The sequence below is a fragment of the Halopseudomonas sp. genome, assembly GCF_036960865.1.
In the GTDB taxonomy this organism is placed as follows: Bacteria; Pseudomonadota; Gammaproteobacteria; order Pseudomonadales; family Pseudomonadaceae; genus Halopseudomonas.
Map to the genome: position 1 here is coordinate 145637 of NZ_JBALWE010000005.1, position 12708 is coordinate 158344.

A 12708-nucleotide genomic window follows, 5' to 3' on the forward strand; every position below is an offset into this window, starting at 1 on the left:
CGATGCGCAATAGCGCGTTTTTGTTGCCCTCCATGGGGTAAATGCGCGCACTAAAATGGCGCATTGCTCCGTGGCGAGACTTGATCAATTTCAAAATGTGTCGCTAATCCTCTATCTGCCAAAGGCTCTGGATCAAGGTCAAAATGATCTTTCTTTGTGAGCTATCCCCAGTATTGATAACGCTGTGACCAATTGGTCACAAAATTGCATTATCCTATTCAGCCTCAAATTACGTCGTTTTAAGGAGATGGCTGTTTTTTGGTGCGTTTTACATTTCTGGCTTAACTGCTTGACTTGAATCAAGGCCTGTTGATCGCAAGACGGCGATGCTTGGCGATGAATCGAATACACCTTACCCGGTACGAGGACTTCTACAATGAAACAGCTCACCCCGATGGACTCTCACTTCTTCTACTTTGAGGCGCCCAATCAGCCGATGATGATTGGCAGTCTCTGGCTCTGTGATCAGAGCAGTGCGCCGGGGGGGGTAGTGCGACACAAGGAGATACTGCAGTACATCTCGGATCGACTGAACACCACCTCCTTCTTTCGTCGTCGGCTGGAGCAGGCGCCTTTTCAGCTGGATGATCCGTACTGGCTGGATGATGAGAACTTTGACCTCGAATACCACGTGCGCCACGTCGGCTTGCCGCAACCCGGAGACTGGCGTCAGCTGTGTATCTTCACCGCGCGCACTATGTCGCGCAGCATTGATATGGAGCGCGCGCCCTGGGAGATCTACATCATCGAGGGGGTCAACAATGTCGAGGGTATGCCGCCCAACAGCTTCGCGGTACTGATCCGCTTCCATCACGCCTACGTCGACGGTAAGGCCAGCCTGGAGCTGACCACGGCTATGATGGAAGACACGGCGGAGCACGAGTACGGTCGCCGTGACCGGGTAGAAGTAGCTGAGCGCGCGCCAACGCGATTGGAAATGTGGGCGCGAACCACGCCGCGCATGATGGGGCAGACCTTGCGTAGCATGAAAGCCGGTTGGACGGTGGGTCGCAAGGGGATCGAACTGGCCCGTCGCCTGCGTGATGAGGCCAAGCCCGAGCAGACACGCGTGCCCAAGAGCATCTTTAACACCCAGATCTCACCGCATCGCTCCTATGGCGCCTTTACCTGGCAGATTTCCGAGCTCAAGCGCATGCGCCAGCTGTGCCCCGGCTCGACGTTAAATGATGTGGTGATTGCCATTATTGGTGGTGGCATGCGGCGTTACCTGTCGCATCACAACGCGTTGCCCAGCACGGGTTCACTGGTGTCCATGTGCCCGGTCTCGATTCGGCCAAGCGAAGCCAGCAAGGACTGCGGCAACCTCATTTCGGCCATGTTTATCGGCATTGGTACCGACGTACCCAATGCGGTAGACCGCCTGCATGCCGTGCAGCGCAGAACTGCCAAAGGGGTACCGCTGGCCAAGGAGGTTCTCTGTGATCTGAGCAACGCGTTTGGCGATATGATCCCGCCCTATATGCGCGCGCTGGGTGCCTGGACGCAGAACCGCATACGTTCAGTGAGTCGCGTCCCCATGATCAACACAGTGATTACCAATGTGCCGGGGATACCCGGGATGCAGCCGCGCTATTTCGCCGGTGCCAAGATCGTCAACGTATTTCCGTTGGTACCGATTTCCGACGGTATGGGTATCAGTCACGGTATGACGGGTATCTACGACGAGTTGAACCTGGGCGTAGTGGCTGATCGCAAGATCGTTGGTGATATGGATACTTATATCGCTTGTATGGAAGCCTCCACCCAAGAGTATCAGGCGCTGATGAAGGCGTTTGAAGCGAGCCAGCAGGAAGAGCAAGCAATAGCCACAGTGGTGCCCGAGGCCGCCGGTCGCAGTACCAGCAGTAAACCTAGTGAGGCAGCCGTGGTGCAGGAGAGCAAGGCGGCACCGGCAGCGCGCAAGCGCAAGGCCGATAAGATTGCCGCAGCAGAACCCGAACCCAGAGCGTCTGAAGTGCAGCCGGCAAGATCGGCGAGCAACGCACGCTAGTTTTTCGATACAGGCAACCGGCGCCATCGTGGCGCCAGAGGTACGACTATGGGCTTGAAACTGTTTCAGCGCGCGCGCAGCAAATCTTTGTTGCAAGCGATGGAAAACGCAGAAACCTATGATAACTGGGCCGAACTGGCTGCCGAATATGACCACGAGCACGGGCTGGATGACTGGAAGCAGGATGATGCCTGCGAAAGTTACGACTATCGCTCATTGCGTCAGCGGCTGGATGTGCTGCGTGATTTGCGCTTTCGTGGTGACTTTCACCAACTGCTTTTTGCCCTGAACGAAGGCGTACACGGTAATCTGGGTGGCATGGGCAAGCCGTCGCTCTACAACAAGGCACGGCTGGGCACCAAAACCCTGATTACCCGTTACATTGACGAACTGTGTGGGGCGCTCAAGGACCTCAATGAGGTCTCGGACGATGTCATTCCCCTGCAGGAGAAACAGGACTTCTTCCTGCGTGCCAGCCATTGCAACGGGCGCTCTGCGCTGATGCTCAGCGGTGGGGCGGTGCTTGGTTTTTTCCACGCCGGGGTTCTCAAGGCGCTGTTCGAGCAGGGCCTGCTGCCGGAGATCATATCCGGCTCCAGTGCCGGCTCGATTCTGGCGGCCACCGCCTGTACGCATCACGACGACGAGCTGCGTCACCGCTTGAGTCTGGATAACCTGCATCACGATGTCGAGGAAACCACGGCCATCCGGCCGACGCTGTCGCTGCTGGGTAACAATCGGCCGGCAATGGATGCGGATAACCTGCGCGACTATCTGGCGAAAATCATCCCCGACATGACCTTTCAGGAAGCCTTTGAGCTGACGGGGCGAAAGCTGAATATCACGGTAACGGGCCTGTCGACGCAGCAGGCACCGCGTCTGCTCAATGCCATCACTTCGCCCAACGTGCTGATTCGTTCGGCGGTGATGGCGTCCTGTGCGATTTACGGCGTTTATCCACCGGTCACCTTGATGTGCCGTAATGCGGCGGGCGAAACGGTACCGTATTTGCCGGGCATGAAGTGGATCGACGGTTCTTTTGCGGATGACCTGCCGGCCAAGCGGCTGGCGCGTCTGTATGGCGTAAACCACTTTATCTCCAGCATGACCAACCCGGCCGCACTGGCGATAACGCCGGACCCGGATGTGCCGCGCACCCGGTTGCGCTCACTGGTGAACTTCCAGGCCAACTTCATCAAGATGGGGGCGGCCGAAGCCATGCGCTTCAGCCGCGATAACATTCGCATCAAGTCGCCGGTGATCAGCCTGATGCAGCATCTTACCTACGGCGTGCTGGCGCAGGACTATACAGCCGATATCAATATATTCCTGCGTAACCGCTGGGACCATCCGTTGCGCCTGTTGGCGCCACCTACCCGGGAAGCCATGCATCGCTTGATCCATGAAGGTGAGCGCTCTACCTGGGAGAAGGTAGAAATGGTGCGTAACTGCACGGCGGTCAGCCGCACTCTGGATAACATTCTGCATAGCCGTGGCTGGGAAAAATAGCCAGGACGCTTCCGCCGCGTAGGCACGGCGAGGCTCAGCCTGTCTCCCGGCCTGTGCGGCTAGAGCCTGAACGTTTGGTCGAGCTGGAGCTCGACCTGCCCAGGCGGGGGGAGGAGTCCCGGCGCTAGTTCGGTTCGGGTTATCGTGAGCTTTGCGCTTTTCAAGCGCGCGCGAGCTGCGCACAATGCGTCTATCCGACTGATTGAGACCCATCGCCATGAGCACTGAAGATCTGCCACTGTCCGGGCGCCGCATCGCGCTGCCGGAAAGCCGTGAACTCGACCTGTTTGCCGACATGCTGATCAAGCGTGGAGCACAGGTGTTGCGCTGCCCGCTGGTGTCCATTCATGACGCTCCTGATCCGGCTCCCGTACGTCGATGGATGCAGACGCTGATTCAACAACCCTTTGACCAAGTGATTTTGCTGACCGGCGAAGGACTGCGCCGCATGGTATCGCTCGCCGAGCGCGATGGCGGCAGCCTGCGTGATGACTTTGTGGCCGCGCTGGCCCCCATCAGCAAGCTCACGCGCGGCCCTAAGCCCGGCGCAGCGTTGCGCAAGCTGGGTCTGAAGGCTGACCGCGTGGCGGTTGCACCTACCACCGAGGGCGTGATTGAAACGCTCAACGGCGAGGATCTGCAGGGCCAACGTATCGGTGTGCAGCTGTATGGCAGTGACCCGAATGTGCGGCTGATCGAGTTTCTGCAGGGCGCTGGTGCCGAGGTCAGTACGGTTTCGCCCTATGTCTACGCTGATGATGTGGAAGACACCCAAGTAGACCAGCTGATTGATGCGCTATTGGCTGCCGAGGTCGATGCCATCGCCTTCACCAGCGCCACCCAGGTACGCCGCCTGTTTCAGATCGCGCGGCGGCGGGAGGCGGGAGAGTCGCAATTGTTGTCTGCCCTGTCACGCCTGACAGTGGCGGCCGTCGGGCCGGTAGTCGGCGACGAGCTGGTGGCCTATGGGGTGAAGGTGGATCTGATGCCCGAAAGCAGTTTTTTCATGAAGCCACTGGTGCGTGAACTAGTGCGTGAGCTGGGTAATCCGGCCTGCACCAGCGCAATCGAAGACTGATTGGTGTGACTGCCTTGCTCCCCGCAGCAGGTCGAGACTTGTCAGCGGGCGTCCGGCAGCGCAACAATGCCGCATTGCCCTCCCTGTATGCCAAGGATGCTGGATGACCACTGATTCCGCTGCGCTAGAACAGAACCTCCGTCTCAAGCCTGAACAACTGACTGTCCCTATCGACCTCGCCAATATGGGGTTCACCACCACCGATGACTTGGAGCCGTTTCGCGGCATCCTCGGCCAGGAGCGGGCGGTTGAGGCGCTGCAATTCGGCGTGGCGATGCACCGCCCTGGCTACAACGTGTTTGTCATGGGCGACCCCGGCACCGGCCGTTTCTCTTACGTGTTGCGCTATCTGCGAGCGGAGGCCAAACGGCAGATCACCCCGCAGGACTGTGTATACGTCAACAACTTCGATGAGCCGCGTGAACCCTGGGTGATCAGCCTGGCCCCCGGCACCGCCGGTGAGCTGATCACGACCATTGAACAGTTTATCGACAACCTGCTGGCAACCTTCCCGGCCGTATTCGAACACCCGGCCTACCAGCAGAAAAAGAGTGCTATCGACCGTGCCTTCAATCAGCGTTACGACCGTGCCATTGATTCGGTAGAGCGGCGCGCATTGGAAAAGAGTATTGCCATCTACCGCGACGCGCAGAACATCGCTTTTACGCCGATGAAAGAGGGCAAGGCGCTGGACGAGGCGGAGTTTTCGCAGTTGCCGGAGGACGAGCGCGACCGTTTTCACGAGGATATTTCGACGCTGGAAGAAGTGCTCAACGAAGCCCTGTCGAGTCTGCCGCAATGGAAACGTGAGTCGAGCAATCAACTGCGTGAGTTGAACGAAGAAACCATCACCGAGGCGCTGCAACCGCTATTGGAGCCGCTGCTGGAAGCCTATTGCGGCAACCAGGCTGTGTGTGAGTATCTGCAGGCCATGCGGCAGAATCTGCTGAAAACCGTGATTGACCAACTGGTTGAAGAGCGCGTGCTTGAGGCCAAGCCGGATGCTTACAAGAAGCAGATGCTGGTTGAGCAATACAGTCCCAGTTTGATCGTTGGCCACCATGGCAGCGGCGGCGCGCCGGTAGTGCACGAGCCCCACCCGTCTTACGACAACCTGTTTGGCCGGGTTGAGTACAGCCCGGAGCAGGGCGGTCTGGTTACCAGCTATCGCCACATTCGCCCCGGCGCGCTGCACCGGGCCAACGGCGGCTACCTGGTGTTGGAAGCCGAAAAGCTGTTGGGCGAGCCTTTTGTCTGGGATGCGCTCAAGCGAGCCTTGCACTCACGGCTGCTGAAAATGGAATCGCCTTGGGCCGACATGGGCCGTTTGGCGACGGTAACACTGACGCCGCAGGTCATCCCGCTGAACCTCAAGGTAGTGATAATCGGTTCACGTCAGGTCTACTACGCCCTGCAAGACCTGGACCCGGACTTTCAGGAGATGTTTCGCGTGCTGGTGGATTTTGACGAGGATCTGCCGCGCACCACCGACAGCATCGAGGGCATGGCGCAACTGCTGAAAACGCGCACCTCGGAAGAGGGGTTGGCACCGCTCACGGCCGCGGCAGTAGCCCGCGTGTTGACCTACAGCGCGCGGCTGGCGGAACACCAGACCCGGCTCTCGGCACGTATCAGTGACATCTTTCAGCTGGTTGCCGAGGCCGACTTTGTTCGGCAGCTCGCCAGCGACCCATTGACCGACACGGCGCACATCGAGCGCGCTCTGCGTGCCAAGGAAACGCGCACGGGGCGAGTGAGCGCGCGTATCCGTGAAGACATGGTATCGGGCGTTATCCTGATCGACACCCAGGGCGCAGCTGTAGGCAAGTGCAACGGTCTTACGGTGCTGGAGGTCGGCGATTCGGTATTCGGCGTTCCCGCGCGTATCAGTGCGACCGTGTACCCGGGTGGCAGCGGCATTGTCGACATCGAGCGCGAGGTCAACCTGGGCCAGCCGATCCACTCCAAAGGCGTGATGATTCTCACCGGTTACCTGGGCAGCCGCTACGCGCAGAACTACCCACTGGAGATTTCTGCCAGCATCGCGCTGGAGCAGTCCTACGGTTATGTGGATGGCGATAGCGCATCGCTGGGTGAGGTCTGCACGCTCATCTCCGCGCTGTCACGCACACCCTTGCAGCAGTGCTATGCCATTACCGGTTCGATCAACCAGTTTGGCGAGGTACAGGCGGTCGGCGGGGTCAACGAGAAAATCGAAGGCTTCTTCCGGCTATGTGAGGCGCGCGGCCTGACCGGCAAGCAAGGAGCAATTATTCCGCGTTCCAATGTGCCCAACCTGATGCTCGACGAAGCCGTACTGGAAGCGGTGCGGGCCGGTCAATTCGCCATTTACGCAGTGGCGCATGTCGATGAGGCGTTGTCGCTGCTGGCTGGAGAGCCGGCGGGTGAGATGGGCAGCGACGGCGAATTTACCGAAGGCAGCATTAACGCACGGGTGGTCGCGCGCCTGGCTGAAATTGCTGAGCGCGATCGGGAAGATGAAGCGGAGGAGCCCGAGGGCGACGCAGCAGGGCCAGGCAAGGGCAACTGAAGCCAGTCGCAGCAGCGCACCAGGGTACTTTTGCAGATATTGTCTACAGACTTATCCACAGCGTGACGCCGGATAGGGATAGATAATGTTAAGCGCATTCAGCAAAAGGGGGCTTGACCCCGGCTGTTGATTGTGAATCCAGGTCGGCGGTCAACTTTCTGCAGCCGGCGTGGCACTAGGCCTGCAGCGGGTCGGTGCCGGCGGGCGGCATGTCGATACCGATTGGCTGTTTTTTGAACGGCTGCGTGTAGCACCAGTGTTTTCAGGGTACAGCCTAGTTATCTGCGTTTTGCACACAGTGTTATCCACAGATACTGTGCACAACTGCGCTGGTATTATGCAGACCAGCTTATTGATTTCTTTTTGAGTTGAGGTAATGGCGGTAATGGAGCGTTTACTGGAAAACATGATGTATTCGGCGCGCTGGATTTTGGCCCCGATCTACTTTGGCCTGTCATTCGCGCTGCTGGCGCTGGCGGTCAAGTTTTTTCAGGAGTTGGCGCATCTGGCGCCGCACCTACTGGAAATCGCCGAGGCCGACCTGATTCTGGTCGTACTCTCGCTGGTCGACATGGCGCTGGTGGGCGGCTTGCTGGTGATGGTGATGATTTCCGGTTACGAGAACTTCGTTTCCCAGCTGGATATTGAAGATGGCCGCGAGAAGCTCAGCTGGCTGGGCAAGATGGATTCGGGCTCACTGAAGATGAAGGTCGCCGCTTCTATTGTGGCGATTTCATCCATCCACCTGCTGAAGGTATTCATGAATGCGCAGAACATCCCCAACGACAAGCTCATGTGGTACGTGATCATTCACATGACCTTTGTGGTCTCGGCCTTTGGCATGGGCGTGCTCGACAAGCTGGCCAAGAACGAGAAGGGCGCCGCAGGTCTGCCTGACTGATCAGCAGGCCTGCAGCACTACAAACTTGCTGGACGCCGCCAGCTGAGTTACCTCGTTGAAATGCTGACGCAGCTTGACGTGATAGCCCAGGTGGCGATTGCCGACCACCACCAGTTTTCCGCCTGCCCTCAGAGCGCGGCGGCTCTGGTTAAACAGGCGCAGGGCAATCTCGTCTCCAATCACTTGCTGCTGATGAAAGGGCGGGTTGCACAGCACCAAGTCCAGGCTCTGTTCGGCAACGTCGAGCAAACCATCATTGACGCGGAACTCGGCCTGACGCCCGGCAAAGGCGCTGGCAAAGTTGTGCCTGGCACTGGCCACTGCCGCGTAGGATTCATCACAGAACAGCAGCTCAGCCCGCGGATTATGCAAGGCCGCCATCAGCCCCAGCGCACCATTGCCGCAGCCTAGGTCGGCGATGCGCTCGGCTTGGTCAGCCAAGGTGCCAACCAGGGGCAACAGCAGGCGAGTACCGATATCCAGTCGTTCACGGGAAAAGACGCCGGGCAGGTTGCGCAGCGTCAGTGCTGTGTTCTCCAGCGGGTAATGGCTGCTCAGCTCCGTTTGAGGCGGGCTCAGCTCGCTATCCAGCGTTGCACTCAGCAGCCGCGCCTTCTTCCAGCCCAGGGAAGCTTGATATGGCCCTATATAGGTGGCCAACAGGTCGCCGGCGCGCGGTGGCAGATGCTTGATCATGGCGCCAGCCATGACGGCAGCCCCTGGCAGAAGCAACGGTCGCAGGCGCTGCAGCTGATCTTCCAGCAGCGTCAGACTCTTGGGTGAGCGCAGCAGTACCCGTTGGTAGCGGCCGGCGGGTGTGGCGTCGCCGGGGACAAAATCGACTGCATCGGCGGGCAGGTCGTTGGCGGCAAGATTGTCGCTCAAGGCTTGCTTGCTCAGCCAGGAGTCACCCCAGCTGCAGGGGTTCTCTGCGCTCAGCGCGCAGGCCAGCGCGCCGAATTGATCGTTGACGATCAGTAGCGGGCCGTCTTCGGTATTGGCACTCAGCTGATTCAGCAGATACTGATCCGCAGCATCAAACGCCTGCAGGGTGGGGTTGCGGGTCGGCGGATAACGGGTGAGCGTCAGATCGCCGTAGGGGGAATTGAAAGCGTGCATGGGCGGGCCGTTGCGGATCAGGCCAGCCAGTATAACTCAGGATGCTGGGGGCGGTAACGCCGCCCCCGGCGAGGCTAGCTATTCTGCTGTTTCAGCAGGTCGCGAATCTCGCTCAGCAGTACTTCTTCCTTGCTCGGTGCCGGCGGCGCCGCTGGAGCGGCCTCTTCCTTGCGCTTGAGGCTGTTCATTACGCGCACGGCAACGAAGATGGCAGCGGCAATGATCAGGAAGTCGACGACGCTTTGGATAAAGAGCCCGTAGCCCAGCGTAACCGCTGGCAACTCGCCTTGTGCTTCTTTCAATACGATGGCCAGGTCGGCAAAGTCGACGCCACCAATCATCAGCCCCAGGGGTGGCATGACCACATTGGTGACAAAGGAAGACACCACTTTGCCAAATGCGGCACCGATAATGATGCCAACGGCCATGTCGACCACGTTGCCGCGCAGGGCGAAGGTCTTGAATTCTTGCAACATACTCATACGCACTTCCTCGCTGGCGCCGACGCGGCGCGTGAGCGTTGATAATGCGCAGGCCTCAACTTTGTTTCAATCGTTTTTGCAGGGTCTCGCAGACAATGCGCAACGCCTGAATGCGCGCGTAGCGTTTGTCCGTCGAGGGGATAATGTGCCACGGCGCTTCGGCGGTGGCGGTGTTTTCGACCATGTCGTTCATGGCTTTGACGTAATCATCCCACTTGTCGCGGTTGCGCCAGTCCTCATCGGTCAACTTGTATCGTTTGGTGGGGGCCTTTTCGCGGTCTTCGAAGCGAGCCAACTGCTCATCCGGGGTGATGGCCAGCCAGAATTTGACGACCTGCGTGCCGGCGCGGTGCAGCTGCGCTTCAAAATCATTGATTTCGGCATAGGCCTGTTGCCACCTGCTTTCGGAACAAAAGCCCTCCACCCGCTCTACCAGAACCCGTCCGTAGTAGCTGCGATCGAATACCACTACCCGACCGGGTGCCGGGATACGGCGCCAGAACCGCAGCATATAAGGTTGGCTACGCTCCTCGTCGGTGGGCGCGCGCGTGCCATGGACGCGCAGCATGCGCGGGTCCAGGCATTGGGTGATACGGCGAATGGTGCCGCCCTTGCCGGCGGCATCAGCCCCTTCGAATACCAGTAACAGGCTGCCCTTGGCGAACGAGGGGTGACGAATCAGGTCGCGCAACTGTTGTTGGTAGTGGGCGAGTTCGCGTTTGTAGACGTCCTTTTTCAAATGCTTGTCGTAATCAAGTTCGGCCAGTCTGTCATGTGTGCTGGCTTGCCAGTCACGCTGGTCGGGATGCAGGCCCTTGTCCTGCAGTTGGTGTTCCATGGCTTGCAGAAGCAGGCGGCCAACGTGCAGATCACGTTGATCGGGATCGCTGCTGGGCACGCGGATCCACGGCGCGATGGCGCTGGAGGTGAGTTCGCTCATGCGTTCGGCGGCCTGGCGTACTTGCGTGTATTCGGTCGTGCTGAACTCGCCCCATTCGCGCATTGCGAGGCTGTCGTATTGCTGTTGCTGGTCACGCGGTGGGTATTCCTGAGCGTGGTCGTCATCCAGGTGCAGCCACAGTTTGAGCAAGCTGACACCCTCGGCAACCAGTTGTGTTTCAAATCGCGTGATCTGCTCCATGGCCTCGGTGAAGCTTTTTTCCGACATGCGCCCGCGGCTCAGCTGAATCAATGGCTGGTGATACCAGGAGCCCAGGTAGAAGCCCAGCGTGCCAGCGGGTGGCAGGCTGCGCCAGTAGCGCCAGAGCCGTGGCATCCTGCGCTCTATGCCCTGTGGCAGGGTGAAGGCACGGGTGTTGAGGTAGCGGTTATCCAGCCATTCATAAAAGGTGTAGATAAGCTCGGCCTTGCCCGCCAGGTCGTTGCCGCTGACCAGCAGCAGTACCGGTCCGAGATTGGCCTTTTGTAGCTCGAACTGGGCTTCCAGCAGATCTTCACAGAGAGCTTCGCGCTGTTTCTTCAGACTTTTTTCTTTGCTCATGTACGGGCCTTATTTGAAGCTGCCGGCAGAAATGCGCGCCATGCGGCAGGCAAGGGTTGTTTGTTGCTCGTCAGCTCGACAACAATAGCCGTTTTGCGTCCGAACCTGGTGCAGTATAGGCCGAGCCTCGTAGGCCGAGCCGCTCAGGCCTAGCCGGACGTCATTCCTGTGGAGGATGCATGGCGAAAACCAAACGCGTATACGGTTGCACCGAGTGCGGCGCGACCTTTTCCAAATGGGCCGGGCAGTGCTCGGAATGTCAGGCCTGGAATACGCTGGTAGAAACCGTGCTGGACACCACGCCCACCGGGGGTAGCCCCGCGCGCAACAGCAACTGGGCTGGCCAGCAGGCGCAGGTGAAAACGCTGGCAGAGGTATCTACCGAAGAGATGCCCCGTCAGCCCAGTGGTTCGTCTGAGCTGGACCGCGTGCTTGGCGGCGGTCTGGTGGGCGGCTCGGTGGTGCTGATTGGCGGCGATCCCGGTATCGGCAAGTCAACCATTCTGCTGCAGACGCTGTGTCGCCTAGCACAGGCCATGCCGGCGCTGTACGTGACGGGGGAGGAGTCGCAGCAGCAGGTAGCCATGCGTGCGCGGCGCCTGGGTTTGCCGGAAGACAAGCTCAAGGTAATGACCGAAACCTGCATTGAGAGCATCGTGGCGACCGCACGGCAGGAGCAGCCGAAGGTGATGGTAGTGGATTCAATTCAGACCATTTTTACCGAGCAGCTGCAGTCTGCGCCGGGTGGTGTGGCGCAGGTGCGTGAAAGTGCTGCCTTGCTGGTGCGCTACGCCAAGCAGAGCGGCACAGCAATCTTTCTGGTTGGCCACGTGACCAAGGAAGGCTCGTTGGCTGGCCCCCGTGTGCTGGAGCACATGGTGGATACCGTGCTGTATTTTGAAGGCGAGGCGGATGGCCGCTACCGTATGCTGCGGGCGGTGAAGAACCGCTTTGGCGCGGTCAACGAGCTAGGGGTGTTCGCGATGACGGACAAGGGCCTGAAGGAAGTGGCCAACCCATCAGCGATTTTCCTCTCCCGTTACGATGCGCCGATCCCGGGCAGTGTGGTGATGGCCACCTGGGAGGGCTCGCGGCCGATGCTGGTAGAAGTGCAGGCGCTGGTCGACACCAGTCATCTGGGTAACCCTCGGCGGGTAACGCTGGGGCTGGATCAGAACCGGCTGGCGATGCTGCTGGCCGTACTGCATCGCCACGGCGGCGTTGCCACCTATGACCAGGATGTCTTTGTTAACGTGGTCGGTGGGGTCAAGGTGTTGGAAACGGCAGCCGATCTGGCGCTGCTTGCCGCAGTCATGTCGAGCTTGCGCAACCGGCCGTTGCCGATGGATCTAATGGTATTTGGTGAGTTGGGGCTGTCGGGTGAAATCCGCCCGGTGCCAAGCGGACAGGAACGCTTGAAAGAAGCCGCCAAACACGGCTTCACCCGCGCCATCGTGCCTAAGGCTAATGCGCCCAAAGAGGCGCCCAAGGGAATGCAGGTGATCGCCGTGACCCGGCTGGATCAGGCGCTGGCGGCGATATTTGAGTAGCAGCGG

9 protein-coding genes are annotated in these 12708 nt (G+C 59.4%); 6 read left to right on the forward strand and 3 right to left on the reverse strand.

Annotated elements, in window-relative coordinates; translation table 11 throughout:
- The first annotated feature begins 376 nt into the window (after positions 1-376).
- The 5 genes from V7747_RS08760 to V7747_RS08780 all read left to right on the forward strand — a co-directional run bounded on the left by V7747_RS08760 (position 377) and on the right by V7747_RS08780 (position 8050).
- Complete coding sequence (locus V7747_RS08760; protein ID WP_335615658.1) at positions 377-2011, forward strand: wax ester/triacylglycerol synthase family O-acyltransferase; 1635 nt, start codon at positions 377-379, stop codon at positions 2009-2011.
- Positions 2012-2059: 48 nt separating this feature from the next.
- Positions 2060-3520 (forward strand): DUF3336 domain-containing protein, encoded by a 1461-nt coding sequence (locus tag V7747_RS08765; RefSeq protein ID WP_335615659.1) that lies wholly within the window; start codon positions 2060-2062, stop codon positions 3518-3520.
- Between the two features lie 217 nt (positions 3521-3737).
- On the forward strand, positions 3738-4598 hold the full coding sequence (locus V7747_RS08770) for a uroporphyrinogen-III synthase (RefSeq protein ID WP_335615660.1): 861 nt from the start codon (positions 3738-3740) through the stop codon (positions 4596-4598).
- Positions 4599-4701: 103 nt separating this feature from the next.
- Positions 4702-7149 (forward strand): Lon protease family protein, encoded by a 2448-nt coding sequence (locus V7747_RS08775; protein WP_335615661.1) that lies wholly within the window; start codon positions 4702-4704, stop codon positions 7147-7149.
- 385 nt (positions 7150-7534) lie between these two features.
- On the forward strand, positions 7535-8050 hold the full coding sequence (locus V7747_RS08780; protein ID WP_335615662.1) for a TIGR00645 family protein: 516 nt from the start codon (positions 7535-7537) through the stop codon (positions 8048-8050).
- On the opposite strand, the gene V7747_RS08785 is transcribed toward V7747_RS08780, so the two are convergent.
- From V7747_RS08785 to pap, 3 genes are all read right to left on the reverse strand, one after another.
- On the reverse strand, positions 8051-9169 hold the full coding sequence (locus tag V7747_RS08785) for a methyltransferase (RefSeq protein WP_335615663.1): 1119 nt from the start codon (positions 9167-9169) through the stop codon (positions 8051-8053). It abuts the gene before it with no gap.
- A 74-nt stretch (positions 9170-9243) separates the two neighbouring features.
- Positions 9244-9651, reverse strand: a complete 408-nt coding sequence (gene mscL, locus V7747_RS08790) for a large-conductance mechanosensitive channel protein MscL (protein WP_335615664.1) — start codon at positions 9649-9651, stop codon at positions 9244-9246.
- Positions 9652-9706: 55 nt separating this feature from the next.
- Positions 9707-11152, reverse strand: coding sequence for a polyphosphate:AMP phosphotransferase (gene pap / locus V7747_RS08795; RefSeq protein WP_335615665.1), 1446 nt, complete (start codon positions 11150-11152; stop codon positions 9707-9709).
- Positions 11153-11331: 179 nt separating this feature from the next.
- On the opposite strand from pap, the gene radA reads away from it, so the two are divergent.
- Complete coding sequence (radA, locus tag V7747_RS08800) at positions 11332-12702, forward strand: DNA repair protein RadA (RefSeq protein ID WP_335615666.1); 1371 nt, start codon at positions 11332-11334, stop codon at positions 12700-12702.
- Positions 12703-12708: the final 6 nt, after the last annotated feature.

Bases quoted from the DNA above. Each gene is read 5' to 3' on its own strand.
- V7747_RS08760 (WP_335615658.1), top strand. From the start codon at position 377: ATGAAACAGCTCACCCCGATGGACTCTCACTTCTTCTACTTTGAGGCG.
- V7747_RS08765 (WP_335615659.1), top strand. From the start codon at position 2,060: ATGGGCTTGAAACTGTTTCAGCGCGCGCGCAGCAAATCTTTGTTGCAA.
- V7747_RS08770 (WP_335615660.1), top strand. From the start codon at position 3,738: ATGAGCACTGAAGATCTGCCACTGTCCGGGCGCCGCATCGCGCTGCCG.
- V7747_RS08775 (WP_335615661.1), top strand. From the start codon at position 4,702: ATGACCACTGATTCCGCTGCGCTAGAACAGAACCTCCGTCTCAAGCCT.
- V7747_RS08780 (WP_335615662.1), top strand. From the start codon at position 7,535: ATGGAGCGTTTACTGGAAAACATGATGTATTCGGCGCGCTGGATTTTG.
- V7747_RS08785 (WP_335615663.1), bottom strand. From the start codon at position 9,169: ATGCACGCTTTCAATTCCCCCTACGGCGATCTGACGCTCACCCGTTAT.
- mscL (WP_335615664.1), bottom strand. From the start codon at position 9,651: ATGAGTATGTTGCAAGAATTCAAGACCTTCGCCCTGCGCGGCAACGTG.
- pap (WP_335615665.1), bottom strand. From the start codon at position 11,152: ATGAGCAAAGAAAAAAGTCTGAAGAAACAGCGCGAAGCTCTCTGTGAA.
- radA (WP_335615666.1), top strand. From the start codon at position 11,332: ATGGCGAAAACCAAACGCGTATACGGTTGCACCGAGTGCGGCGCGACC.